General features: G+C 40.5%; 22 protein-coding genes. 2 read left to right on the plus strand and 20 right to left on the minus strand.

Annotation, left to right across the window (positions count from 1 at the left end):
* Positions 1-120 precede the first annotated feature (120 nt).
* Together NST45_RS12355 and NST45_RS12360 are read right to left on the minus strand one after the other, a co-directional pair.
* Positions 121-2,079 (minus strand): RICIN domain-containing protein, encoded by a 1,959-nt coding sequence (locus NST45_RS12355; RefSeq protein WP_051490992.1) that lies wholly within the window; start codon positions 2,077-2,079, stop codon positions 121-123.
* Positions 2,080-2,308: 229 nt separating this feature from the next.
* Entirely contained in the window at positions 2,309-3,160 is an 852-nt protein-coding gene (locus tag NST45_RS12360; protein WP_036677846.1) for an aldo/keto reductase, read from the minus strand.
* A gap of 122 nt (positions 3,161-3,282) precedes the next feature.
* Between NST45_RS12360 and NST45_RS12365 the strand changes: the two genes are divergently transcribed.
* Positions 3,283-3,684: a MerR family transcriptional regulator gene (locus NST45_RS12365; protein ID WP_036677847.1), complete on the plus strand. Its 402-nt coding sequence runs from the start codon at positions 3,283-3,285 to the stop codon at positions 3,682-3,684.
* A 91-nt stretch (positions 3,685-3,775) separates the two neighbouring features.
* Here the strand turns inward: NST45_RS12365 and NST45_RS12370 are convergent, their stop codons facing one another.
* Positions 3,776-4,168 (minus strand): MerR family transcriptional regulator, encoded by a 393-nt coding sequence (locus NST45_RS12370; RefSeq protein ID WP_036677848.1) that lies wholly within the window; start codon positions 4,166-4,168, stop codon positions 3,776-3,778.
* 234 nt (positions 4,169-4,402) lie between these two features.
* On the opposite strand from NST45_RS12370, the gene NST45_RS12375 reads away from it, so the two are divergent.
* On the plus strand, positions 4,403-4,798 hold the full coding sequence (locus tag NST45_RS12375; RefSeq protein ID WP_036677849.1) for a cupin domain-containing protein: 396 nt from the start codon (positions 4,403-4,405) through the stop codon (positions 4,796-4,798).
* Between the two features lie 68 nt (positions 4,799-4,866).
* On the opposite strand, the gene NST45_RS12380 is transcribed toward NST45_RS12375, so the two are convergent.
* The 17 genes from NST45_RS12380 to NST45_RS12460 all read right to left on the minus strand — a co-directional run bounded on the left by NST45_RS12380 (position 4,867) and on the right by NST45_RS12460 (position 25,672).
* The gene (locus tag NST45_RS12380; RefSeq protein ID WP_036677850.1) at positions 4,867-8,031 is read right to left on the minus strand and encodes an ATP-binding cassette domain-containing protein; all 3,165 of its coding nucleotides are present in this window, start codon (positions 8,029-8,031) and stop codon (positions 4,867-4,869) included.
* Between the two features lie 102 nt (positions 8,032-8,133).
* Positions 8,134-8,550, minus strand: coding sequence for an SRPBCC domain-containing protein (locus NST45_RS12385; protein WP_036677852.1), 417 nt, complete (start codon positions 8,548-8,550; stop codon positions 8,134-8,136).
* A gap of 2 nt (positions 8,551-8,552) precedes the next feature.
* The gene (locus NST45_RS12390) at positions 8,553-8,873 is read right to left on the minus strand and encodes a metalloregulator ArsR/SmtB family transcription factor (protein WP_036677853.1); all 321 of its coding nucleotides are present in this window, start codon (positions 8,871-8,873) and stop codon (positions 8,553-8,555) included.
* 216 nt (positions 8,874-9,089) lie between these two features.
* Positions 9,090-10,595: a family 1 glycosylhydrolase gene (locus NST45_RS12395; protein ID WP_076105687.1), complete on the minus strand. Its 1,506-nt coding sequence runs from the start codon at positions 10,593-10,595 to the stop codon at positions 9,090-9,092.
* Positions 10,596-10,636: 41 nt separating this feature from the next.
* Positions 10,637-11,950: a PTS cellobiose transporter subunit IIC gene (gene celB / locus NST45_RS12400; RefSeq protein ID WP_076105686.1), complete on the minus strand. Its 1,314-nt coding sequence runs from the start codon at positions 11,948-11,950 to the stop codon at positions 10,637-10,639.
* Between the two features lie 51 nt (positions 11,951-12,001).
* On the minus strand, positions 12,002-12,325 hold the full coding sequence (locus NST45_RS12405; protein WP_076105685.1) for a PTS lactose/cellobiose transporter subunit IIA: 324 nt from the start codon (positions 12,323-12,325) through the stop codon (positions 12,002-12,004).
* Positions 12,326-12,366: 41 nt separating this feature from the next.
* Positions 12,367-12,684 (minus strand): PTS sugar transporter subunit IIB, encoded by a 318-nt coding sequence (locus tag NST45_RS12410; protein ID WP_076203874.1) that lies wholly within the window; start codon positions 12,682-12,684, stop codon positions 12,367-12,369.
* 126 nt (positions 12,685-12,810) lie between these two features.
* Complete coding sequence (locus NST45_RS12415) at positions 12,811-14,733, minus strand: BglG family transcription antiterminator (protein ID WP_339825735.1); 1,923 nt, start codon at positions 14,731-14,733, stop codon at positions 12,811-12,813.
* Between the two features lie 220 nt (positions 14,734-14,953).
* Positions 14,954-15,844, minus strand: a complete 891-nt coding sequence (locus tag NST45_RS12420; protein ID WP_339825737.1) for a hypothetical protein — start codon at positions 15,842-15,844, stop codon at positions 14,954-14,956.
* Positions 15,845-16,057: 213 nt separating this feature from the next.
* Positions 16,058-16,978: a metal ABC transporter substrate-binding protein gene (locus tag NST45_RS12425; RefSeq protein ID WP_076099247.1), complete on the minus strand. Its 921-nt coding sequence runs from the start codon at positions 16,976-16,978 to the stop codon at positions 16,058-16,060.
* The gene (locus NST45_RS12430) at positions 16,975-17,817 is read right to left on the minus strand and encodes a metal ABC transporter permease (RefSeq protein WP_339810389.1); all 843 of its coding nucleotides are present in this window, start codon (positions 17,815-17,817) and stop codon (positions 16,975-16,977) included. The genes NST45_RS12425 and NST45_RS12430 overlap by 4 nt, the downstream gene beginning before the upstream one ends.
* Positions 17,810-18,553 carry a metal ABC transporter ATP-binding protein gene (locus NST45_RS12435; protein ID WP_283160366.1) on the minus strand — a complete coding sequence of 248 codons (744 nt, stop codon included), beginning with the start codon at positions 18,551-18,553 and terminating at the stop codon, positions 17,810-17,812. The genes NST45_RS12430 and NST45_RS12435 overlap by 8 nt, the downstream gene beginning before the upstream one ends.
* 239 nt (positions 18,554-18,792) lie before the next feature.
* Positions 18,793-20,595: an alpha-L-fucosidase gene (locus NST45_RS12440; RefSeq protein ID WP_339825740.1), complete on the minus strand. Its 1,803-nt coding sequence runs from the start codon at positions 20,593-20,595 to the stop codon at positions 18,793-18,795.
* Complete coding sequence (locus NST45_RS12445) at positions 20,589-21,755, minus strand: glycoside hydrolase family 88 protein (RefSeq protein ID WP_339825743.1); 1,167 nt, start codon at positions 21,753-21,755, stop codon at positions 20,589-20,591. Before NST45_RS12445 ends, NST45_RS12440 begins: the two co-directional genes overlap by 7 nt.
* 47 nt (positions 21,756-21,802) lie before the next feature.
* Positions 21,803-22,834: a glycoside hydrolase family protein gene (locus tag NST45_RS12450; RefSeq protein ID WP_178420256.1), complete on the minus strand. Its 1,032-nt coding sequence runs from the start codon at positions 22,832-22,834 to the stop codon at positions 21,803-21,805.
* A 16-nt stretch (positions 22,835-22,850) separates the two neighbouring features.
* Positions 22,851-24,050, minus strand: a complete 1,200-nt coding sequence (locus NST45_RS12455) for a glucuronate isomerase (RefSeq protein WP_076099251.1) — start codon at positions 24,048-24,050, stop codon at positions 22,851-22,853.
* Positions 24,051-24,109: 59 nt separating this feature from the next.
* Positions 24,110-25,672 (minus strand): extracellular solute-binding protein, encoded by a 1,563-nt coding sequence (locus NST45_RS12460; RefSeq protein WP_339825746.1) that lies wholly within the window; start codon positions 25,670-25,672, stop codon positions 24,110-24,112.
* Positions 25,673-25,691: the final 19 nt, after the last annotated feature.

The raw sequence follows: 25,691 nt of genomic DNA on the forward strand, positions 1-25,691 counted from the left end.
GTTATTTCGATATTTCGATTAAAACACAAAATGACCCGTAAGAGGGTCACTTTTTTCAAAGTTTCCATCTTACGGGTCACAGTTCAGTTTAAGGCCGATGACTTTTTGATACATGATATTTTATCTATTCGTGACTAGTTTCCAGTGCTGGCTAGCAGAACCTGTATTATTTGCTTGAATAATATTTGCACCCTCTGTCGTTGAACCCTGATCTACTGCCAGAACTTTTCCACTGTTACGATTAATAATATTGTAAAACTCACCTGAGGGTTCCAAAGTCCACTGCTGGTCATTCGATCCGTTATCATTCCATTGAACACTTTGAGCACCGTTAGCTAATGAACCTCCTAAAATGCCCAGGTTTTTACGACTATTAGTATTGACCAGTTTCGTATAACCATCAGCTGTGCTGACTACAAACCAATTTTGGTCATATGATGAAATTCCGCTGGTCCACTGAACCGCCTTCCCTCCATCTGCCATCGAACCTTGATAGATTCCCAACACTTTACCACTGTTCTCATTAACCAATCGATAACTGTCCACCATAATATGTCCTTCATCTGGAACCAACTCCCACAGCTGATCAGTGCTGCCTGCATCAGCCTGCTGCATAACTTGGGCACCCTCTTCAGTAGAACCCTGCGCTATACCTAACGTCTGACCACTGTTACGATTAACAATCTTGTAGTAGTTACCAGAGGCTTGTAAAGTCCACTGCTGGTCATTGGAATTGTTTTCAGTCCATAATACGGCTTTAGCTCCATCAGTTGTTGATCCTTCTAATATTCCGGCGACCTTACCACTCTTTGCATTCACAATGGATTTGTAACCGTTAGGAGCATAACCACTTTCCGCAGTGGAAATGAGCCAATATTGATCCAAGGAATTAGTCCCACTGCTCCATTGCACGAGCGGATTGCCATTCGCAGTTCCGCCTTCCAATACACCTAAAGCCTTCCCACTCTTCACATTAATTAATTTGTAGTAACCTACGGACATATCACCGTATTTCACCGTGTTTTTCCCACTAAAAAATCCGGCTTGTGGGATAAATAAGCGGCCATTGCTAAGCGGCAGTAGTTGGCGGTTATACCCTGCGTCTACGGGTGGATTATATGGAACCCAGCTGCCGGATGCATCCACTCTAGAAGAGTTGATCAGCACTTCTTTTTTTCCTGCAACGTTTAATACGAGTCTCCCATCTCCCAAAGCAGAAATATAGGGACTTCCTCCGTACCCTACAAGAGTTCCTACTTCAGTTGGATTCCAGCTCTCAGGATCTGCTGAAATTTTCAAATAATTGGGCACGCCCGGGTATCCGACCATCTCATAGGTCATTGCGTAATTACCATTGCCCAGCTTAGCGATTGTAGGCATTCCTGGACGTAATTTACTGTCTGCAAATGCCACATCAGCTACCACAGGTCCCCAGTTCGTGCCCTCCAACGTAGTCTGATGAACTAACTTCTGGGCATGAGCAGGATCACGTTCATCTGAATAATAAACAATGAGTTTGTTGTTGTGAACCAAAAAGAAAGGCTCCCAAATGGGATCGTAACCAATATCGTTTCGTCCACCTTCAGCAATGGTGCTTACATATGTCCATGTTCTACCTAAATCATTGCTTTTATATAATTCCAACTTGGTAGCTGCTTTGTTGCTTGGCACAGAATTTCCTGCAAGAAGCATAGTACCCGCAGGCATGTTACCTATAGATTGGGGGAGTTCAAACAATTCAGGGCAATTTAACATTCCCCAACCGTTTTGATTATCCTCCACTTCTCCAACCTGATTCCAAGTGACACCATTGTCAACGCTTTCATAAATAGGGAAAACAGGTGTGGTATTAGAGGTTTGTTCAAATGTAGCATACATTTTATTATTGTTGATGCCACTATATTTAAGCTGGATTGCCCTAGGTGATAAAGCCCCATAGGATGGTGAATCTGCTGGTGGTACATATAAGACATTAGGTCCGAAAGCGTTTACAATATTTCCATCAAAGCTAATCCCTGTGCCAACCACTGTCACTAAAACCAACAAAAAAGTCAAAACCTTTCTCAGTTCTCTTCTCAAAAGTAATTTCTCCTTTACTCTGGGATTTTTTAAACGAATACAGCTTCAATATAATTAATAAACGGATGAATGAGAATGTAATATCTCGACCGGATCATGCAATATGATTACTCAAGTAGATTATCATCCCCTCAATAAAGTTTTGGAGTTAGATCTGGTTTATAAAATAAGGGTGCCCCTTAGCCTTTTCATGGCTTTTAGGGCACCCCTTGGATGTGCAATACAAATGTTAAATATCAAATTTATGTTTAGCGAGTCCTTCTACGATTTGGGGATCATTATGCGAGAAGAAAACACTCTGTTTCGTATCTAATTTAGCTATTGTCTCTAAATCTTCTTGGTTTAATTCGAAGTCAAAAATATTAAAATTTTCGATGATCCGTTCTTTATGCGTAGACTTTGGAATAGCAATCACGCCTCTTTGAGTTAACCAACGTAAAACTACCTGAGCAACGGATTTCTGATATTTTTCAGCGATAGAAACTAATACTTCATTATTGAAAAGGTTGTTTCGTCCTTCCGCAAAAGGTCCCCATGACTCGATCTGCACATTCTTCTCTTTCATATAATTCGCACTTTCGATTTGCTGCTGAAAAGGATGTGTTTCAATCTGGTTGATTGCAGGTGTAATTTCATTGTGGCTAATCAAATCAATTAGACGATCCATTTGAAAATTGCTGACTCCAATCGCCTTGATCTTACCCTTACGGTACAATTCCTCCATAGCACGCCAGGAACCATATACATCACCAAATGGCTGATGAATTAAATATAAATCTAAATAATCCACTTGTAATCGATCGAGCGATTTGGCAAAGGCTTTCTTAGTACGCTCATAACCGGCATCCTGAATCCAAAGTTTAGTAGTAATAAATATTTCTTCTCTTGGTACACCACTGCGTTTGATGGCTCTACCGACGGCTTCTTCATTTTGGTAAGCTGCTGCAGTATCAATCAGGCGATAGCCTGCCATAATAGCTTCATAAACGCTCTGCTCGCATTCGCTAGCATCATTCATTTGATAGACACCAAAACCAAGGATAGGCATCACTACACCATTGTTCAGAGTTACTGTTTGCATATGAAATCCTCCTATTTACATGTTCTGTGATTAAGATTACAATAATTAGCCTAACAGGTTCGAGTAACACGAAGTCAAGCGATGCTGAGTTCTTTTCGCATCCATTTTCAAGGAGAATTACAATGTATACTGTGAAGGAAGTTGCCAAACTACTGGGTTTGACTGAACATACCATCCGTTATTATACGGATAAGGGTTTAGTTCCAACGATACAACGGGACAAAAATAACATTCGTCTTTTTGATGATGACTCCATTAATTGGCTAACAGGTGTAAAATATCTCAAACAATGTGGGATGTCAGTAGAAGACATTAAAAGCTATGTAGACTTGTGTTTACTAGGCGATTCTACCATCCACGATCGTTATCAAATCATAATGGAGTATAAAGCCGCTGCTGCAGCTCAGTTGGAAGAGGCCAAACTTAAAGTCAAATATATGGAAGACAAAGCCAATCATTATCTAGATATTATCAATCAGGTAATCCCGGATGACACGAATCCAGCTAAATGGACAAAATCATGAACAAGAGGCAGATGAACAACTTTTGATTATCAAAGGTTGTTCATCTGCCTCTTAACTTGTTAGGAATCTACTTTTCTTCTTGATGTGATATCTATTCATTGTGATAAAGGACGAATTCGTATTTATTCCCCGTTAGTTGATCATTATAAAATACAATTTTACGGTTCAGTATATCTAAGTTTTGTTGCAATGCCTTAATTTCTTGTTCCACTTGTTGCTTACGCTGTTCAAGTAAATTTTTCCGTTCAGGAATTGTCTCGTCCCCCATAGCCCGCCACTCGGTATATTGCTTCAATTCTGCCATCGTCATTCCTGAATCTTTTAAATGAAGTAAAAATTGAACCCAACCTATATCCTGATCTGTATATTCGCGTAAATTATTGTCACTTCGATGTGGAGTAAGTAATCCTTCCATTTCGTAATATCTGAGCGTGCTCTTGTTAACACCGACGATTTCTGCAAATTCTCCAATGGAATAAGGCATGATCCCCACCTCCATTTCTAATTTTGTTTCTATCCAAAGGATATACTTAAACTAATAAAAAACCAAATGTCGGAGTATGAATCCATTTTTATGGCTTGCCTTAAAGTGTACTTTAAGGTCTATACTTCATTTTGAAGCAGTTAATTTCGTTTTATGTAGGGTGGCCTAAAGCTTGGTCGGCATTTAATATTGCCAAAGAAATTTATAAAAATTAAACGAAAGAGGTTTTTTATTATGGCTAATGAGCAACTAAGCAACAGTACTATCTTTCCACTCGGACAAAAGGTTGAAGCTAATTTTATAGGTGATGCATACTTGCAGATGATTTATACTGACGCGACACCTTTGAATGCGCCTATTGGGAACGTAACCTTTGCCCCGGGAGCTCGCAATAACTGGCACTCTCATAAAATCGGACAAGTATTATTAGTTACCGGTGGTGAGGGTTGGTATCAAGAAGAAGGCAAACCAGCTCAATTCCTCCAAACCGGGGATGTTGTGAATATTCCAGCGAACGTAAAACATTGGCATGGTGCTACAAAAGACAGCTGGTTTGTTCACTTAGCCATTTCACCCGGAGAAACAGAATGGTTAGAACCTGTTGATGGTAAGCTTTATAATCAATTGTAAAAAAACGCATCGGGTCTATGGACTCGATGCGTTACTTTTCTATATCGTCTTTTTGAGAAAACTAAACTCTATTGCTCAAGAAATTGGTAAACTGCCATCATCTCTTGTTTATTCAACTCACGAATACGATTGAAAATTGGAATATCAGCTACAGCCTCAATGTTTAAGCTTTTAGAAACAACGTCACTTATTTTACCCGTTAGCCAAGTTTGCACATCTATACCTTCAACGACTTCCTTACGCCCTTCATCATTGATGCCACTCGCATAACAACTTACACAAGGAATCGTTAATTTATATACGCCATCATGAAGTCCATCTTCCGAAATAACTTTTTTCCCTTTACAGAATGGACATGGATGGCTTGCTTTAATCTTATTAATTAAGGTGACGATTTTTTTGTAACCAAACGCTTCATAGACATAAGTCAGCTTTTTATATTTTCCATTAGTGAAATACTTATCTATGATATTTTCTCTTGTTTCGTGGATATTGGCAAAATCACAGATCGTAATCTGGTTTTTCCTGCTGATGGATTCGATACTGCTGCTAATGCTGTCCCAGAATGGCAAGGCATTTTGTAACACCATTTCATATTGCGCAAAACTTCCTAACTCTAGTTCAAGCATTTTTAGAGCGACTTGTGTTTCCCTGGGTAATAGAGAGACCTCTTCTGTCAAAACCATATCTCCGCCCACGATGGCTTTCATTTTTTCTAGTACCTGTAATTCACCAACGGTGCTAATGACTTGATCAAGGGGCATCCCAATAATCTCGCGAATATCAGTGTCGCCGAATTTAAGCTTTTTATGATGATTTAACACCGTTCCTTGACAGATTGGACAAGTAATCATTTTTTTGGACGCTTTAATATGCTCTTTAATAATTGATTTCGAAATGACCATATAGTTCCCGATAATGGTATTAAAGCCTTCCCAAGTTCTCGAGGCTTTAGCTGCTTTATCATAGAAGGACTTTTCCCAATACCCGTATAAAAAGGTGTGTTTTTCAGCTTCTGTCATCTCATTATAACTTTTGCTAATATCTTGTCCGAGCTCATTCTTTAACTCATCAAAGATGAATTTTATTTTTGGTAATTGATAGAATTTCAGAATCTCCATCGCATCTGGATGTAATGAGCCGTCCCAAAAGGGGACGTTCTTGTCCTGAAGTACAATATCAAAATCAAATTCTTCAATCACACGGCGGCCCTTACAGCTTGGACAATGATTGTCTGATTGATAGAGATCAAAGCTTTTTGTATCCTTATTAGTGGGATGCGTTGCCACAATATGGTTGATCAGTCCACCCATTTCATAAAGGAAAGTAAACTGACTATACAAGTGTCGTTCCAGATCAATGGCGATGACAGGTGCAATCGTATCCGATTGATATTCACCATAAATCAGGCGGGCCATGGAGGATAAGCTTTTTAAGATGCCACCTTTATAGATGTTCTCTGCATTTTTAAAATAGGCGATCTGATCTTCTTTTAAATAGTCAATTCCATTTTGTTGCTGGAGTGTTGAAGAAATGTGCGCAGGCGCCACGCTATCTGCACTGTTTTGTTGACGATAATAATCATCATGACTGAGAACATCAAGATGCTCCACAGGTGCAAGCTGTCTTTTGCCAAAATCAACGATAAAATCAGAGTTATCTAACATATAAGAATTATGTTCAATCATGATTATGGAGACAGATTCATCCTGCAAAATGTCCCTAATGCTGTCAATGAATTGATTTAAAATATTTTGTGATAAACCTTTGGAAGGCTCGTCAAAAATAAAAAGTGTATGTGGATTTCTTGAGCCCGCAAACAGCTCAGAAACTAAATGGACACATTGAAATTCACCCGTGGATAAGGACTGTGTTTTTCGCTCCAACGTCAAATAACCAAGGCCAAGCTTGATCAATAAGCTTAGTCTTTTATGAGCAATGTCCTCATTTGGCAGTTCAACAATAATATCTTCAATCGAGCGTTCAAAAATATCATCAATATCCTCACTGTATTTTGTCAGTTTCCTTTTAATATCAAGAAAAGTGGCAACGGTCGAGCGACTGGTAATCGACTGATTTCGATCTTGCCCTACGATCACCAGCTTATCTTTGGAATAACGCTTTAGAAAATCTTTGACCATACATTCATTAACCAGCGTAGATTTACCACATCCGGACTCACCTGTAAAAGTTACCAGCCTATTTTGGGGAATCTGAATCTCGGCCATTTGAATATTACGACAATAAAGCTCATGAAATTGATAATATTCTGCAGGTGCTGCCTGATTTAGTTCTCTATTGATGGGCTCAGGACGTGGTGATTCCTCAACTATTTTCCCGCCGTATTTGCCACTGCCAGGTCCAAAGAACAAGTGTTTATCCGCTGTGTCCAGCACCGTGTCAGAATGGTCAATGAGCCAAATTTGATTTTTATATCCCAAATGTTTAATCTCCGCTAAAATCTTCAATAGGGTTTGGTGATCGAGACCCACGGAGATTTCATCAATGATAATCACGGTGTTTTCACTTGTTGCCATAAATTCTGCCAAGTAAAGTCGTGTTAATTCTCCGCCTGACAATGTACCCATAATACGATTTAATGTTAAATAACCAATATTCATATTGATTATATTTTTCAGGATTTGTTGTTTACCCTCACTTATCTTAAGCTTTTCTGCTAGTTTAAAAATGGTTTCGATGCTAAAGTCGTTTAGATCGGAAATACTCTGTGCTTGATCCAATAATTCAATTTTATATTGTTCAGCTGCTTGATTGTAGCGTTTTCCTTGACACTTTTTACACTCGATATTTTTTGTAGTTCCACGCCCCTTACAATCAGGACACCAACCTAATTCATTATTAAATGAAAAAACCTCTGGAGAGAGATTATATTTTTCAGCAAGAGTGACACGAATTTCAGTAAACACACCTGTATGTGTGCCAATGGTTGACCGAGGATTTGAAGATATGGATGACCTACCAAGAAAAAGAACAAGGGGCATTGCTTCCATTTTGATCGCACTGAAATTAGTCTCCATAATATTGGGGAATAAATACTGGTATTCAGCTTTTGGCAATAAGGAAACGAGACGTTTTTTTGATTCTTCCCCAATCGTTTGACAAAAAGTTGTTTTACCAGATCCAGACAAACCAGCAATTCCTAACGACTCATCCACTGGCAGTACCGTTTCTAATCTGTTAATATTGTTCGCAATTAATTGATTTATTTTCATAGTAAGCTCATCTCATCTCCATTCTCTTCATCTAGTATTGCCATGATTTATTCCATTAAAAAGGGCACTTTCCTTGTTCCAGAAAAGCGCCCTATTCTTGAATTACAATTCTGCTAATACCTTTTCGAGCTGACCACCCATATTTGTCCAAGCATATTTAGCACCTTCGATGGCTCCTTGGCGGGCTTTCGTCTCTTCACTAAATCCTGATTGATCTAGATGGAGATTAACCTTCCCCTCTGAATCTTGACTCACAGTCCAAGTAACAGTAGTACTTTCTCCCGCACTATTCCAAGTATAAGATAACGTATGAGGCTCATCCACGACGAGTACTTCGCTATCTACAATTCCATCCCACCATTCATTTGGCTCAGCACGGAATTGAAATTTATGACCAACGACGGGTTTAAAATCATTACTCCAGATCCATTTCGCAAGCGTATCCGAATCCGTTAAAGCATTCCATACCTTCTCGATCGAACTTGTAAATTGAAAATCTAATGATACATCTGGTTTCATAGTTATTCCTCCAATATAAGTTTTAATTTATCAATTCTTTGCTTCCAGAATCCTTCATAAAAAGATACCCAATCTTGAATTTCTTTCAAAGGATTGGCATTCAACCGATACCTCGTCTCTCTGCCAACCTTTCGAACAATTACGAGACCAGCATCTTTAAGTATATTTAAATGCTTCGAAACGGCTGTACGACCCATTTCAAAATGAATCGTTATCTCATACAGAGGTAATTCATCAACATCAGCCAGAATTTGAAGAAGTTTTCGTCTTGTTGGATCCGCAACAGCATCATAAACATCCCTCACTTGACTATTGTCGCTCACAACCACCCCCACCTTTTCCGTAATATTTCCTGTAATGTCACCTAGTATCCATCATTATTACCCAATAGGACACCATTTGGTGTCTAATTGATTATAAGACACCAAATGGTCACATGTCAACAATCCAATAAAAAAAGCATTACCAAAAGCAAGTTCCGCTTAGGACTGCTCCTGATAATGCCTCCAGATGAATCATTTCGTTTTACGATTTAATAATTAATCTAATTGTTCTCCATTAGTAGCGATAACATTTTTATACCAATAAAATGATTTTTTCTTCGAACGTTTAAACGACCCGTTTCCTTTATCATCCAGATCAACGTGAATAAAGCCATAACGCTTTTTCATTTCACCCGTTCCAGCAGAAACAATGTCTATGCAGCCCCAAGGTGTGTAACCTATCAGATCCACATGATCAATTTCGATAGCGTTTTTTATTTCTTTGATATGATTTTTTAAGTAGTCGATACGTTCATCATCATTGATACTACCATCTTCTTCAACCTTATCTATGTTGCCCATTCCATTTTCAACAATAAACAGAGGTTTTTGATAGCGATCATATAGCTCATTTAATACAAAACGCAGACCTTTTGCATCGATTGGCCAACCCCACGGTGTTGCTTTAAGATACGGGTTAGGCGAACCTTGTTGTCCACCAGTTGTTGTTGTGTTAGGTGAAAAACGATCAAATACAGTTGTACGGTAATAAGAAAACGCTAGAAAATCGGAAGTATACTGCCTTAGGATCTCTTCATCACCAAACTCTGTTTTTAACTCGAAATTATATTCATCAAAAATGGCTTGGGCATAATTTGGATAATAGCCTCGTAAAATTACATCTGAGAAAATTAACGCTTTTCTTCTGAATTCATAGGCTCCAAATACATCATCTGGATGACATGTTGCTGGATAGATCCCTGATAATGCCAACATAGCTCCCATCTTAAAGTCAGGATTAATCGTTCGTGCCAGTTTATTAGCTAAAGCCGAAGCAACCATAAGATGATGGATAGATTGTAATTTGTCACCTGCATCAGCGAGGGGAGTTTCGCCTTGATTAGAATGGGTTCCTTCCTTGATATTATTTGAAGCTAACCCCAAAGTCCAATAGCCTCCAAGCACATTCACTTCATTAATAGTGACCCAATATTTCACTTTGTTTTTCCAACGCACAAATATAGTTTCGGCGAATCTTAAATAGAAATCAATTAGCTTACGGTTGGTCCAGCCCCCATACTTATCAGCCAGATTAAGAGGCATATCAAAATGCAATAATGTTACCAGAGGTTCAATGCCGTATTTCAGCAATTCATCTATAACATTGTCATAAAACTCCAGTCCCTTTTCATTAGCTATTTCATCATCACCATTTGGAAAAATTCTCGTCCAAGAAATGGATAATCGATAAACTTTAAATCCCATCTCCGCAAATAAAGCAATATCTTCCTTGTAATGATGGTAGAAATCCGTCGCATTATGACTTGGGTAATAATATCCTTCTTTTAAAATGCCTTTAGCTCCGATTGGTATGCAGGCACCTTGTCCAATTACTCCTTCGCGGCCATCGGGAAATTGATAAAATATTTTGCGCGGAGAATCTTTTGTGCCATCAGTCATCAGATCAGAAACGGCTAATCCTCGACCTCCTTCATTGTAACCACCTTCATATTGATTAGCTGCAGTTGCACCACCCCATAAAAATCCCTGTGGAAATCCCATGCTGTTACCTCCTTCTTTTTACTCAATCTATTTTTTTGCTACTACGCTAAAACGCTTTCAGTTTCATTACTACGGCTATCCTGTTCTTCTTTATATTTCTGGTTATCTAAAACTTTGAAGAACGGGAAGTAGATAAGAATCGCTACCACGAAATTAACCAGCTGCAAGACAATTCCCGAGATACTTTGCGTTACTAAATATCCTGAAATAAATATCGGCGTTGTTGGAGGTGGCAATGCTCCGATTGGTTTGGCCACGATTCCTAAAGACATGGATAGATATGCGAGCAGAACAGTAACGATTGGAGTGATGAGAAACGGAACTAACATAATCGGATTCAATACAATCGGTAGTCCGAATAGAACGGGTTCATTAATGTTGAATAAGCTTGGTCCAATACCTATTCGTCCTATTTGCTTCATCTGCTTACTTTTGGAGAACAGGAACATTAAAACAACTAGACTTAGCGTGGTACCTGCGCCACCTATCCAGATAAAGAATTTGAATTCTGCAGTAGCGATATTCTCAAGAGGCATGCCTGCAGAGAGTGCAGAGGCATTGGCTGCTGACAGCTGAAGCCAGACGGGCAACATAATGGTGCTGCCGATAATAGAAGAACCGTGCAGACCTACAGCCCACAATAAATTGGCAAGTAAGAAAACAATAATAGTTCCTACTAAGCTTGTCCCAACAGCAGTTAAAGGTTCTTGGAGAAGTTGTGCCACAATTTTGTGAACGCTCTCAAAAGAGGTGAAGTTCTCAACGAGCAAACGAATCGCGACAACGCTCATGACTGCTACAAACCCCGGAATTAGGGCTGTAAAAGATCTCGCAACTGTTGGCGGAACTCCGTCCGGCATTTTGATAACAATATCCTTTTGGACAATCTTGCGGAATATTTCTGTTGTCAAAACGGCAATGATCAATCCTACGAACAATCCTTGGCTAGTGAAATAAACAACATTCACCGCTGTGGTAGTCACATTATCTACCGTAAAGGTTGAATTAGGTGTGATAATAAAGAACGAACATAAGGCTACTATCCCAGACGATAGCGGATCGACTTTATAACTCTCTGCTAATCGGTATGCCACGCCAATAGTAGCAATTAAAGCAATTAGGTTAAATGTGCCACCGTAGGGATACAACAAGGCAGTTTTGATACCTGGATGAGCAGTTAAATAATCTAAATAGGCTGGAATGGGCAGATAAGCTAGTATTAAGAATACTGAACCAATAATTATAAATGGGATAGTCAAGACCATCGCATCACGGAGTGCAGATAAGTGCCTTTGTGCAGCTATTTTCCCCGCAACAGGCATTACCTTTTCTTCTAAGAAGTCCGTTATTTTCATATGTGCTACACTTTCCTTTCTTGAAAGGGGTATTTTGCAGCGTTAATTTATTTATTTCGCACGCTTATATAGTTCAATCATTTCTGTAACAAGCAGAGAAATGGTTTCTACACTCATTAGTTGATCTTCAGCATGAACAAGAATCAGTGAGAATTGAAGTTGTTCTCCATTTGCTTCTCTTTTGATTAATGATTTATGCATTTTATGGCCTTCTCTAAAAAATTGCTTTGATTCTTCTAACTTTTCTTCCGCTCCTTTAAAATCCCCCTCTTTTGCTGCATAAAGCGCCTCCATTACTGAGCTTTTAGCTGCGCCAACGTTGCTTATGATGTTAAATGCTACAGTATAGTATTCCTCTTTCACTTCATCTACCATTACTTACCGCTCCCTTCGTCTCTCTCTATTTACTTAATTGCTTATTTGCTCTCAATTATCTTTAATGCTTGTTCTAGTACTTTATCGCCGTTCATCATACCGTAATGCAGCATATCAATCGCTTCAATCGGAATATTTTTACCGACCAGTTTAGCTTCTAGTTGTTTTTTCATAAATTTCACTTGAGGACCTAATAGGATGACGTCTACGTTTTTTTCTTGTAACGTAAGTTCAATTTCAGTAACTGGTTTCGCGAAAATATTAGCTTGTATTCCTTTTTCCTCAGCGGTCTTTTGCATTTTAGTTACTAATAAACTTGTACTCATCCCTGCATTACACGCTAACATAATTGTATTCATTATTGTTCTCCCCCTTAAATACTGTTGTATTTACTAACAACCTCAGTTTATCGCTAAACAGCTTTCTTTTTAAGCGAACCTTTTTCCAAAAACAATAGGAAACGTTTGCAGTGTAAAAACGCAGATTCATTTCAGTAACTCTAAGATTTCTTCCGCAGAATCTTTAACAAGAATTTGCTCAACGATCTCTTTATCATCAATAAGCGAACCAAGTTTCTTATACATGCTATCTAGATCGCCACTATTTCCTTCTTTTATATTTAACAGACATATTAACTGCACCATCTGCTTATCATTCCAACGAATAGGCCGCTTTAACGTACATAACGTCCAAAAGGTTTCTTTCGTTACGGGAGTAGTTGGATGAGGAATGGCCACCAGATTACCAAAGCTTGTTGGAGCCAGTACCTCCCTTTCTAATACTAAAGATTCATAATGGTCGGGAACAAGACCTTGCTTAATCAGCTCACTACTTAAAAAATGAATAACACTTTCCTTTGTTGTTAATTCTTTTTTCACAAATATCCGGAACGGATCAAGATAAATATGAGCTTCTCCCGGCTGTTCTGAAGAAGATAAGAGATTCCTGATCTGATCCAGATCCGTATCGTCTAGAAAGGTTTTTACTACATGAACAGGTATTCCTATATTTTCCTTGATAGGGATTGTACTGATGACTAAATCAATAGAGGATAGATCGGTTTCTGCTAATTTATAATAGCTAATTGTATTTACAATATGAATCTTGTTTTCGAATAGATTGATTAAACGGTAATAGAGTAATTTTGCACTTCCGACACCTGAGGCACATACAAGAATAACTCTTTTGACCTTTTTATTTTTACTTTTCATTCTTTCTAAAGCAGCACCAATGTGTAAAGCAATAAAAGCCACCTCATGTTCCCCAACTTCTAAATCTAAAAAGTTGTTAATACACTTGCTGGCTATAAGAGCTCCTTCAAAAGCCGCCGGAAAATTTATTTTAATTTCTTTTAACAAAGGATTTCGAATATTCATTTTATACCTGATTCTGTTCATCGCAGGCCTGATATGAAGGGTCAGAGCTTGAATAAATTCAACGTCACCATTAAAATCCCAATTAGATTCGTTTTTTAATCTATTCAGTATACATCTTACAATGGTTCCCACTTCATCCAGCTTACTGTACTCTGACAAACTTTCTTTTGGAAGCAACTTCGTACCCACCAAATGGATAATAACATAGTTGATCTCCGAATCAGGAAACTCTAGTCCGGTAAAGTCTTCTATTTCTTTAACAATTTCTTGGCTCACTATTTTTTCAAAAGGATAATCTTCTTTTAGATGTACTGAAGGATTATCAATTAGAAAGCCCTCTTCAATTCTCTTGCAAGCTATAATTAAATGGATGGCAAGGTTATCTAAAGAAATATCAGATATTTCGATTTTGTAATTGTTTACTTTATCAACGATTATTTCCTTTACTTTTTTGTATGTATCTTTATCAAATAAACTAGAGCTCACGTGAGTTGGATCGAGTTCTTCTTCTCTTTTGTATAAATAATTGGACAAACATATTCGTTTCATAAATTCATCCCCCTCTATATACAAGCCGTAATGGGGGCGGTTTACTATACTCAGGTTGTAATTTTCTAGTATTTTACGCACTTCTTTTAAATCATTTTGTATTGTGGATTTAGAAACAAACATCTCATCTTCAATCGTCGCTAATTTGATATAGTTATTTTTCAACAAAAAACGGTTCAACAAATAAAAGACCCTATTGTCTTGTTCAGAAAAGTCAATCGTAGTATAACTGATCTTATCACTTGTTAAATCACCAAATTCCTGATGAAATAGATTTATATCAGTAATTTTTGCTGCGAAGCCTTTCCCACGAATCAATTCTATTTTCAGGCCTAATACGGAAGATATATTTTGTAGTTCCTTTAAATCATTACGGATCGTTCGATCGCTAACATTCAGTTCTTTAGAAATCCATGCAGCTGTGACAGGTTGATTAGAATTAATTAAATATAAAAGTATTTCTTTTTGCCGTTTTGAAAACAATTCTATCCCTCTTTCTTATCCAGAGTATGAATATGAGCTAATATTAACTGAAGCATACATTTACATACATTTGCTCATTTTTTATATCGGTTACAATATCACTTCCTAAGAAAATTTGATAGTGTTCTTACAGTACCAAACGAAACAGGCGTCCTCATTTAAGAAGACACCTGTTTGAATTTCAGCCAGGTTATCGAGTCATAGGCAATGATTTTGCGGGTTAACTCAACTTCTGCTGTAGTATAATTGCTAGTTCTTCTGCTGAATCCCACACAATAGGACGAATATCCTTAAGCTGTACAAAAAGTTTATCCGCCTCAATACTGTTTACGGTCCATAATACGGGTATGTTTAAACCAAGTGCATATCCCGCCGAAAAATACACCTCTGGGGATTGTCCCGTTAAATCTGCGATAATCAGTTTGCTATCTGCGATTTGTTCCAACTCGTATTTTTCACCGTTCTGAGTTTTCGTATGTGTTAATAAGCGCGGAAGAAAACCACACTGCTCTATTTTGGGCAATAACTTCTCCAGCCATGTTGTAGACAAATTCTCTTCATCCGACACGAGCACGAGGCAAGGTTTTAGTTTCTTACCTCCAGCGCTTTCCGCAGCTTCATTCCAGCCGGTTTCAGTAAGCTTAAAGGTCATGCCTTCCCTGATCAAAAGCTGATCACTTATCAACTTGTCTATGATGTATACCAGCTCTTGCAGATTGGGAGAATACGTCAAGTTATAGCTGCTTGAGAGGGGTTGAATGACAACCGCTTCCCCCGGGCCTTCAGAATGTCTATATAAATATTGCAGTAGACGGTTTCCTTTATCTTCAATGCTCACAGGTATTTTGGGTGAATTTACAATGGACTCTAAATCATCAGCAGATATAGTGATCTTTTCATCACAATCAGTCAGCTCACGTATGTAAGCCGATACTACATGCAGCATGTCGCGTTTCTTTTGATGCGGGAGTGAATTAATGGGTTCGTAGCTGTCTCTACGTAGACTATAAAACCCGCCTGGTGAACAAGAACAGCCTATATATCTATCGTTATCGCCTTCTGGTTCAATGGAAACAATCTCATCACAGAACAAACAGTGTTTCTTAATCATGACAACTTTTCACCTCTTATTAAGTGTTAGCCTCTACCTTACCAAGATTTTTTTGAAAAGTAGACAAGAAGATATTTCCTGTAGCAGGTTATCCTAAGGCGTAAACGTAATATTTTGAGGCTCCATAGAAGCATTTATACAATAAAAAACCGACATAGGAATCAGCTGTAAACTGAACCTTCTGTCGGTTGATATAAGCTTTGAGCCAGGCATTTAGGATTGAGATAAACCTTCTATAACTTTATCAATATTCCATTTGATCATCTTAATGTATGTGTCGCCCTCTTCGCCTTTCTTAGCTAAAGAATCGGTGAAAATCTTAGAATGTATCGGTACTCCCGTTTCATTTGCGATAGTTTCCATTGTTTTTGGATTTACGCTAGTTTCCAGAAATAATGCAGGCACTTGATTTTCATCAATGATCTTAATTATGTTTTTCATTTGTTCTGGCGTTCCTTGACTATCCGTATTGATCTCCCAGATAAAAGCCGATTCAAATCCGTAAGCTTTAGAAAAATATTTGAATGCTCCTTCACTGGTAACAAGGATACGTTTCTCTTGTGGAATTTTTTCGACTGCTTCTTTTGCATATTGATCCAATTCATTCAGTTTCTTAACATATTCTGATTGATTATTAAGATAAAATTCTTTGTTGTCGGGATCTTTTTCGATTACACGTTTAGTGATAATATCTACATATTTTATTGAATTCTGAATATCCAGCCAGGCATGAGGGTCAACCTGAGTTTCTTTTCCTTTTTCTGTTAGGTACATTGGAGATACTTCATCTGAGACTGCAAAAGCAACATCCTTTTTATTAGTCACATCTAGAAGATCTTGAAACCACCCCTTACCTGTTTCTAGGTTCAAACCGTTATAAAACACTAAATCTGCGCTAGAAACCTTACTTGTATCCTTGGGTAATGGATCGTACATATGCGGATCTGTTCCGATGGGTACCATACTGTAAACTTCAGCCTTCTCCCCTACAATGTTTTCGGTCATATCAGCGATAATGGAGTATGTTGCAACAATCTGCAGCTTATCATGGTCTGCATCTCCTTCACTAACCTTTGAGCATGCGGTAAGAAGTACGATAAACATTGTCAAAGAGAGTATTTTTATGGTCTTCATCTTTGTTTCAACCCTTTCCTGAAAAAATTATTTTTTGGTGAGATTATAAATGAAATTCCGAACATACTTACGCCGACCAGAACAATCGTCGCACTTGTAGGTAAATTGAATTTAAAGCTTACAATTACACCTATAATCCCGGATACAGCGCCGATTGTAGAAGCTAGGATAATCATGTGGAACAGCTTATTCGTCCAGAGATAGGATGTAGCAGCCGGAATAACCAGCATTGCAATCACAAGCACAATTCCTACTTGAGATAACGAAGATACGGTAACTACAGATAGGAGCATCATCAATAAATAATGATAGAACCCTGTTTTTAACCCATAGGCTTTGGAAACAACCGGATCAAATGAACTCATTAAAAGCTCTTTATACAGCAATGAAATGATGGCAATAACAACAAGCATAATAATAAAGGATTGCATTAACTCCGACTGTGGGACGGCCAGAATATTACCAAATAGAATGTGAGTTAGATCAAGCCCGCTTTTGGCGAAAGTAATTAGGACAATGCCTAGCGCAAAAAATGAGCTAAGAATAATGCCAATAGAAGTGTCACTTTTAATATTGCTGCGACTTGTTATAAATTGAATGAGAACTGCTGCTAATAGTCCAAACAGTGAAGCTCCAAGAAGGATGTTGATTCCTAAGATATAAGATAACGCCACCCCGGGTAACACCGCATGTGATAACGCATCTCCCATTAATGACATCTTTCTGAGCACAATAAAGCTTCCTAAAACCCCTGATACAATTCCAAGAATGATAGCAGATAATCCCGCGTTAAGTGCATATATTGGAATGTTTAATACCCCTGAGAAATAATCAATCATGATCTGTCGCCCCCATCCCTTTGATCACCAGATTACCTAAGGAGGCACCATAGGCGCTGAGGATATTCTCTGGCGTAAAGGTGTCTTTAACGTCACCAAAAGCAATTAATTTCTTATTGAGAATGATGACTTTGTCAAAATATTCTTCGACCTCATGCAAATCATGATGAACGATGAGTATGGTTTTCCCTTCTTCGCGAAGTTGTTTTAGCAGCTTTACAATGATTTTCTCACTGACTAAATCTATGCCTACAAAAGGTTCATCTAAAAAAAATACATTTGCTTGTTGTGCAAGTGCCCTGGCGATAAAAACTCTTTGGAGTTGTCCCCCGGACAGATTGCTGATTTGTTTATTTGCAAGATCACTTATATCCACCATCGCCATACATTCCTCGACTCTTTGCCGCTCTGTTTTTCCGGGACGCTGGAAGATTCGCAAATTAGGGTAAGTTCCAGTCAGCACTGTATCCCTTACCGTGATTGGAAAAGAAAGATCAATGTCATTCTTTTGCGGCACATATGCGATCTTCCGTTTGTACTCAGAAATATCTTTTCCCTCCACCATAACTGATCCTGTTCTCTTCTTTATCACCTCTAACAAAGACTTGATAAATGTAGATTTCCCGGCACCATTTGGTCCGATAATTCCGATTGCATACCCAAAGGGAATATCAATATTTACATTTTCTAGTGCAGAATTACCGAAATAATCTACGTTTAGGTTTCTGATTTCAATCATAAAAAAAACTCCTTATCTCTGTTAAGTTCATATGTAGCACTGTTCTGTTCACCCGGTTAATTTATTTCCTAATAGAAACAATGATTCCTTTGGTTCAATTTGTTTCCCTCGGTAAACATTTATTCTTATATACAATATATTTACCCAAGGGCAATATGTCAACAACAATCCTTAAATCAACAAAAAAAAGAACCCAAGTGATTTGAGTTCTTTTTCATTATTACAATATAAAAATATCATAGTTGCAGTAGTTTTAAACATCTAGGCTGCATCAAATAACCCCCTGTAATAAGCTCTGCCTGCAATTGAATCGTATATTCTCCTGCCGTGGGGAGATACAGTTCACCTACTTGAAAGCTTTGAAAATTATTAACCTCATCGGTAGAAATAACTTTAGCTTGCAAAATTTGATCCGCAGCCTTGATGAGGTAGACTCCGCCACCGCCATTCTCTCCTTCTTCGCTGCGATATGCGATACTAACTTGAAATCTTACCGGACCTAATGTCCGGACATGCCAAACTGTGGTATCCTCTCTATCCTTCCAGTCCAACAAATTATCATGGTCTTTTTTTCCTGTATCGTAACGGAGGGTTGGACCAAAGATCTCGCTTTCAAATACCCCCAATTCTAGTAAGGTATCTTCTCCAAAGTCCAATAATCGGACTGGATTACCTTCTACAGGTTCTGCACAGACAATTGCGATGACCAGCGGCATGTTGTTAGAATTTTCGGCAAAGTTCGGTAAGCTGGGGAGTTCGACTTCCAGATCCTGCTCAGATAGCTTTGTGAAAAACAGCTCCTCCCCTCCATCTAAAGCAAATACCTTTTGAACAGCGGTCTTCAGACCGGGAACGATTAGCTTATTTCTCTTCTTAAGATTGAAAACATGCAGATATAATGTGTTTCCTTTCAAAGTGCATCTACCCCAAGACGGTTTAGCTGTGGGCGATTCTCCAGCACCGTAAATGCTATCCCCATTGGTATTTAACCAATCTCCTACTTCAAGCAAAATGGATTCGGATACCGGATCCCATTCCCCTGTCGCTGTTGGGCCGATATTGATAACCAGATTCCCATTTTTGCTTACCACATCGATGATCTGGCGGATGATAGTTACAGGAGATTTCCAATGGTGATCGGATCTCTTATACCCCCATGAGTCATTTAACGTAATAATATTCTCCCAGTACTTACCAAGGTTACGAGTCGTAAGTTGATTATCAGATGTATTTGAATAATCTCCAAGTGGTGCTTTCCATACTCTGCTATTGACCAAACAATCTGGCTGAATTGCATGAACCGCCGCCAAAAACGCTTCTCCTTGCTCACGGGTCAGTTTGCCCCCGCAATCAAACCACATTAAACCAACTTTTCCGTAGTCCGTCAGCAGCTCACGGACTTGAGGGATTGATTTGCTGTGCAAATATCGTTCAAAGCGGGTGTGTTTATCGATATCATTTAACCAAGTTTGAACGTCATCATAAGCGCCGATATTCAGTGGATAATCCCAGGTATTCCCTTGAGAGTCTGGATCATGCCAATCCATCGCATGGGAGTAGTAAATTCCGAGTACCATTTCTTCCGCACTACATGCCTCCATTAGTTCCCGAAGGGGGTCACGGCCTAATGAGGTGTGCTTGACGATCGAATATTCGGATACATTCGAGTCATACATCGCGAAGCCGTCGTGATGTTTAGCTGTAAAGATGATATATTTTAGGCCAGCACGCTTGGCAGTCCGCACCCACTTCATTGCATCAAAAGCTGATGGACTGAACGCTGCGGCCATTTCCTCATATTCAGCAACTGGGATCTTCGCGCGTAGCATAATATGCTCACTGTAAGAAGCTTGTATTTCTTTTCCCTTCCATTCACCCGCAGGCAGGGCATAAGGTCCCCAGTGAATAAACAAGCCGAGCCTTGCTTCCTGCCACCATTCCATACGCCGAGCCTGCTCGTTATCTATCGGAGTGTCGACCGACTGTATACTATACGGATCATCGAGAAGGTTTTCTGTTGTTTTTCCGTTCCTTACCATAACTGAAGAACGGCTCCGCGGAGTTTAGAAACAGCCTCGACGAAGAAATAATCGCCATAGATCAGTGGCGTATCAATATGCACACCCCCTGGAAGATTGGATGTTCCAGAAAGAATCAATCCCTCCTCTTCCGGAATGTCCCAAGCCCCATAATTCTCATAAAGTGAGCGAACGATTTGTTCTGCTGCTCGGAGGTAAAAAGAGGCTTCTGCCTGTGGTACGATCTTTGCCAGCTCGATCAAGCCACATGCCGCACATGCACCAGCAGAGGTATCACGCGGCTTTTCGCCTGCATCAGGTGCCCTGAAATCCCAGTGAGGTACATGATCCTCCGGAAGATTAGCCAAGAAGAAGTGCGCAGCTCTTTTAGCTCCCGATAGAAACTTGTTCTCTCCGGTATAGTGATAAGACAAAGTAAGACCGTAAATCATCCATGCGCTGCCCCGTGCCCAAGCGGATTCTTCCGCATAACCTTGGCCGGCCATAGCGCCGATTTTTTCTCCTGATTCCGGGTTGAACTGCAGAATATGATAACTTGATCCATCCGGACGTAAAAAATGCTCCACTACCGTTTCCGCATGCGCAGCGGCGATATGCCGGAAACGCGGATCCTCTGTAACTTCCGATGCCCAGTATAATAAGGGCAGATTCATTACAGTATCAATGATGGACCATCCCGCCCGGTTTATCTTCTCCGTGTCATGCCAGGCTCTGATAAATGACCCTTTCAGGTTAAAGCGGCTGGCCAGTTGAGCGGCAGCCATCAACCCGCGCTGCTTGGAGCGTTCATTACCAGTCACGCGGTAATTGGCCAAAGCTGAGAGTGTCCATATAAAACCGGCATCATGATGAACGGAAAGAGCATAAAGAGGTTCATCCAGTTTCTCTTCAATTTGCTCGGCGATTTCTTGCAGCGCCGGATAATTCCCCTCTGCGGCAATCTGCCACAAAATACCCGGCCAGAACCCTGCTGTCCACCACGATGGACGCATGTTATCGTATACTCCGCTCACGGAAGCATGCGGAAAACTAACGCCAATTCGCTTACTAGTCTTTTCCACTTTATTTATAATTTGTTGCCATGCGCTATCCGCCCATTCCAGAGTTGACTCCGAAATTACCAGTTCGCGATTTTGTTGAGTTGGTATTACATCTCCCATTTTAGTACCTCCTGTTAACATTGATGATATTTATGAAATTCAACCTCTTAAAGCGTTGTCCTTAGTGGAATGACCATATTCCAAGTGTGCTTCGCATTTCGGAACCCTCCCGGTCCATCTGCTACCGCAGCGAATAAATGGGTAGGAACCCCTTCCTGAAATAATAGGAACGGCCGTTCAAAGCTGCCCATCCACTGCTCAGTGCCGTCCTCCCAGAGAACTCGTCGGGAATACGATTGCGTTGAATCAGCCAGTTGCCAGTCGGTTCCATTCTTAGAAGATGCAAATATCCCACCGTGCTTTTCTCCACATATCCGGCCATCCATATCCTTGGCGATCATTTGGTACCCGTCCGCCGTCCGCCAGATAAATGGATCTTCAATATGAGACCGCTCTGGTGGAAACAGCGGTGCGTTGTTAATTACTCTATATGGCCCTTCGTCCTTAGATGAACCGGCAATGCCAAGCGTCATCTGTCCATAGGAATTGCCTTCGTATTTGCGGGCTTTATATACCAATAGCAAGGAGCCATCTTCGCGGATACAAGGAGCCGGATTGGATGTGAGGAAGCTGTCGAACCTGCCCGGACGTGTAGGCAGAATAGGTGCATCCATCCTTGTCCATGGTCCGAATACACTGTCGGCTACAGCTAGGCCAACACGTTTGTTGGCACGAGCGGCAATCACCCGATAGTCGTCAAGTTCCACTGTTTCATTAGGCTGCGGCTCAGCGAATGGATGAGTTGAGCCCATATAATACAACAGAAACTTATCGCCATAACGAAGGATATGCGGATTATGGGTGCTTCGTCCGTCCCAGTATTCCGCTCCCCTTGCGGGTAGTACGGTTTCTTCGTACGTATAGGGTCCTTCCGCGTTATCGGCAGATGCGCGGACAATTTCTGAGCGAAGTAACCATCCCGGATGCATCGGCAGCCACTTCGGCCAACGGGATGCGAATAAATGAAAACGCCCATCCTCGCCACGCACAGCTGATCCGCACCACACCCACCAGTCCTCCATACGGAATCCTCCGTTCAAAGGAGCAGGCAACATTCGGTCCATTAATGAAAAAGTCATTTTCTCCCTCCATGGCTTATTGCTTAACATCCGTTAGTCTATAACGTTTAGCAGCACTGCCATGCAGCCATTCCGCAGCAATATCCAGCGCCTCATCCCGGCTGATCCAGCCTTCCGCTATTTGACTTTCCAAAAAGCGCGCAAGTATTTTTTTAACGATCAGCAGCTTGCCATATGTCCATTCGATACAGCGCGCATCCGAGACAATGAGCGAACACTTGAGCGGGGCGAGTGCCTCCAACCGATACTGCATGCTCTGCAAATAGGTACTGGGTCTGAAGTTATACCACCACATCCCGCCTACATGAACGTTAGGGAAATTCCATGCAGCCTGCACAACATCCAGGTTATTTAATTCCGAAGCCACCACCAGCTCAAACGGAATGGAATACCGTTCGAATAAACCGTACAGTTTAACAATCCGTAGCGAATCGTTAACTGGCGCAGCTGATGTATTACACCATCTGCGTTCGACGCCGAGAAACAACTGCAAGAACATTCCTCTTGCTTGCAGTTCCGAACAAATATGATGAAAGAGCAGCATCATGATTTCATCCGGTCCAGTTACGTTGCTAAGATTGTAAACATCATGAGCTTTGGCTTCAAAAGCTGGCAACGTAGTCATGATTCCTGGACAGCCCATAGTCTGATAAGACTGCAGCTGCTCGCTAATAAATTTTTTTGCTTGAGCATAAGCAGCCTCCCGGCTGGGATCATAGGAATCTGCAATATTCTTTGCCAGCTCAGGCAGCCAAGAGTCAATTCGAGGAATCAGTAGAGCATTTTCCCTCATGTGTGCAAAGTTGGCATGTTCCGGACGGTTTACAATAAACCGCTGCACATGCAGACGGTCAGCTACGTTCTGCGCCCAGCCGGGATCGTGACTTTGCTGTTTAATCGTTATATCCGCTTTGAACACCGACTCTGAATCTGTGATGGAGATACCGTACAGATCTTTCATGATTGCTGTAAAAGCACGATTCATCATCGTATTACGGGAAGCGTGGTAGGCGCTAACAAAAGAGTCAGCCCGTTTCTCTTTCGAAAGTTGGTCCGCATTCGCCGGATATCCTGCTGACTGAAGCTCTTGGTTCAGCCAGAAATAATCGGCTATTTCCCAGAAGTCAGCCGCGTTTAGCTTATCGCCGACGAGATGGGTATGTGTATCGATTACAGGCAGACGCATGATTTCATCACACAATGAAGTTTGACTCATCGTTCTCCCTCCTAACTGGCAGGAAGCCCTTCGAATGAAGAGGCTTCCTTAGAATCTATCTATTTCCGGCTTTGCTGATTAAGGATTCCCTCATTGTTTTTGTAGCGTTCTGTTGCTTCTTTTAAGATTTCTTCGCCGCCCTTTTGCTTATATTCCTCGATGACTTTTGGGAAATCGCTAATCGGTTCTTTGCCATAAATCATTTTGACCATATGGTCTATGATCAGTTTTGGTGCCTGATCGGGACGTTTGGAGGCAAGATCAGGAAATTTGCTGAATGACTCCAGATCAGGTACAAAACCGATGCCCCCTAAGCCTTCTTTACTCAGAGTTTCATCCAATGCTTTCAAAACATCTTTACCACCCGTAAGCAGTTCAGTTCGTTCGCGGTTGATCGTTCCGTCCCCTACCCAGCGCAGCTGTGTGCGGAATTTCTCTTCGTCTTGGGCAGCCTTGTTCTCTGGGAGCTTATAATCAACTTTTCCGTCTTTTACCGTGTAATTCTCGCCTTCAATCCCAAAGCTATAGAAATTACTGGCTTCCGGGGTCTGCATCCATTCAAACATTTGAATAATCCGGGCAGCCTTTTCTTTACTGACCTTATTGTTGATATACAGTGAGGTATTGACCGAACTATACAAGCCATATCCTTTTTGTCCATTGTCACCGGTTGGCGACGAGATAATATCCACTTTCGCTTCCGGATTGGATGCGGCGATTTGGGTCCGGAAATCCAGTAGATTCTGCGCGTTAGCTGTCCAGATTCCTGCATTGCCTGCAGCAATATTTTCGCCATACTGCGCCGTCTGAATTGTTGCAAAATCCTTTTGAATGAGGCCTTCGTCATACATCGTTTTGTATACGTTCAGTACTTTTTCCATATTCTCGGAATTATAAAATTTGGGTACGATCTCTCCATTATCCTCTGTAAACTGATAGCCAAGCGCGTCATATGCACCGAATGCGATATCTGCATATTTGAAGTTCTCACGCATCTGATAAGGCGCGCTCACACCGAGTTTCTTAAAAGCGCGTAGCACATTCAAGAAATCTTCAATCGTTACAGGTACCGGGAGACCGGTTTTCTCCAATAAATCTGTTCGGATAAAGGTGGCACGTCGAGACGGATTGCTGAGCCAAGTCGGAATGCCATATATTTTTCCGTCGTAGCTGACTTCATCCCATGCTTCCTGCGGGACAACCTTCATCAAGTTAGGCGCATTCTCCTTCAGCAGATCATCTAGCGGCATAAAAACACCAGCCTGAACCGATCCAGCCATCGATTTATCTGTAGCCCCTCCGACATTTTGAACCACATCCGGAATATCACCGCCTGCGAACATAACAGCCATTTTGGAATCAAAGTCCTTCAAAGGAATTAACTTAATGTCTAAATCGACATTCGCCCGTTTTTCCAACTCCTTGACCCACTTATCGGTGTTAATGTCTTTAGAACTTTCCGTGTAAGCGTTTCCGCTTGTGTTTAACGAAATACTAAATTTAAGCGGTTTTGATTCGCCTGCTGCATCGGCGTTACCGTCCGATGTTTCATTGCTTCCGCATCCTGCGACGAGACTTGATACAAGCGCCGTGGATAGGATCAGACTAACCCATTTTTTCATCTGGATAATCCCCCTTATT

This window comes from Paenibacillus sp. FSL R7-0163 (assembly GCF_037969975.1).
GTDB classification, from domain to species: domain Bacteria; phylum Bacillota; class Bacilli; order Paenibacillales; family Paenibacillaceae; genus Paenibacillus_AQ; species Paenibacillus_AQ odorifer.

Bases quoted from the DNA above. Each gene is read 5' to 3' on its own strand.
- NST45_RS12425 (WP_076099247.1), bottom strand. From the start codon at position 16,978: ATGAAGACCATAAAAATACTCTCTTTGACAATGTTTATCGTACTTCTT.
- NST45_RS12360 (WP_036677846.1), bottom strand. From the start codon at position 3,160: ATGCAAACAGTAACTCTGAACAATGGTGTAGTGATGCCTATCCTTGGT.
- NST45_RS12385 (WP_036677852.1), bottom strand. From the start codon at position 8,550: ATGAAACCAGATGTATCATTAGATTTTCAATTTACAAGTTCGATCGAG.
- NST45_RS12365 (WP_036677847.1), top strand. From the start codon at position 3,283: ATGTATACTGTGAAGGAAGTTGCCAAACTACTGGGTTTGACTGAACAT.
- NST45_RS12370 (WP_036677848.1), bottom strand. From the start codon at position 4,168: ATGCCTTATTCCATTGGAGAATTTGCAGAAATCGTCGGTGTTAACAAG.
- NST45_RS12450 (WP_178420256.1), bottom strand. From the start codon at position 22,834: ATGACTTTTTCATTAATGGACCGAATGTTGCCTGCTCCTTTGAACGGA.
- NST45_RS12395 (WP_076105687.1), bottom strand. From the start codon at position 10,595: ATGGGATTTCCACAGGGATTTTTATGGGGTGGTGCAACTGCAGCTAAT.
- NST45_RS12460 (WP_339825746.1), bottom strand. From the start codon at position 25,672: ATGAAAAAATGGGTTAGTCTGATCCTATCCACGGCGCTTGTATCAAGT.
- NST45_RS12420 (WP_339825737.1), bottom strand. From the start codon at position 15,844: ATGATTAAGAAACACTGTTTGTTCTGTGATGAGATTGTTTCCATTGAA.
- NST45_RS12430 (WP_339810389.1), bottom strand. From the start codon at position 17,817: ATGATTGATTATTTCTCAGGGGTATTAAACATTCCAATATATGCACTT.
- NST45_RS12410 (WP_076203874.1), bottom strand. From the start codon at position 12,684: ATGAATACAATTATGTTAGCGTGTAATGCAGGGATGAGTACAAGTTTA.
- NST45_RS12405 (WP_076105685.1), bottom strand. From the start codon at position 12,325: ATGGTAGATGAAGTGAAAGAGGAATACTATACTGTAGCATTTAACATC.
- NST45_RS12440 (WP_339825740.1), bottom strand. From the start codon at position 20,595: ATGGTAAGGAACGGAAAAACAACAGAAAACCTTCTCGATGATCCGTAT.
- NST45_RS12455 (WP_076099251.1), bottom strand. From the start codon at position 24,050: ATGAGTCAAACTTCATTGTGTGATGAAATCATGCGTCTGCCTGTAATC.
- NST45_RS12380 (WP_036677850.1), bottom strand. From the start codon at position 8,031: ATGAAAATAAATCAATTAATTGCGAACAATATTAACAGATTAGAAACG.
- celB (WP_076105686.1), bottom strand. From the start codon at position 11,950: ATGAAAATAACGGACTTCTTAGAAGAAAAGGTAATGCCTGTTGCGGGG.
- NST45_RS12445 (WP_339825743.1), bottom strand. From the start codon at position 21,755: ATGGGAGATGTAATACCAACTCAACAAAATCGCGAACTGGTAATTTCG.
- NST45_RS12375 (WP_036677849.1), top strand. From the start codon at position 4,403: ATGGCTAATGAGCAACTAAGCAACAGTACTATCTTTCCACTCGGACAA.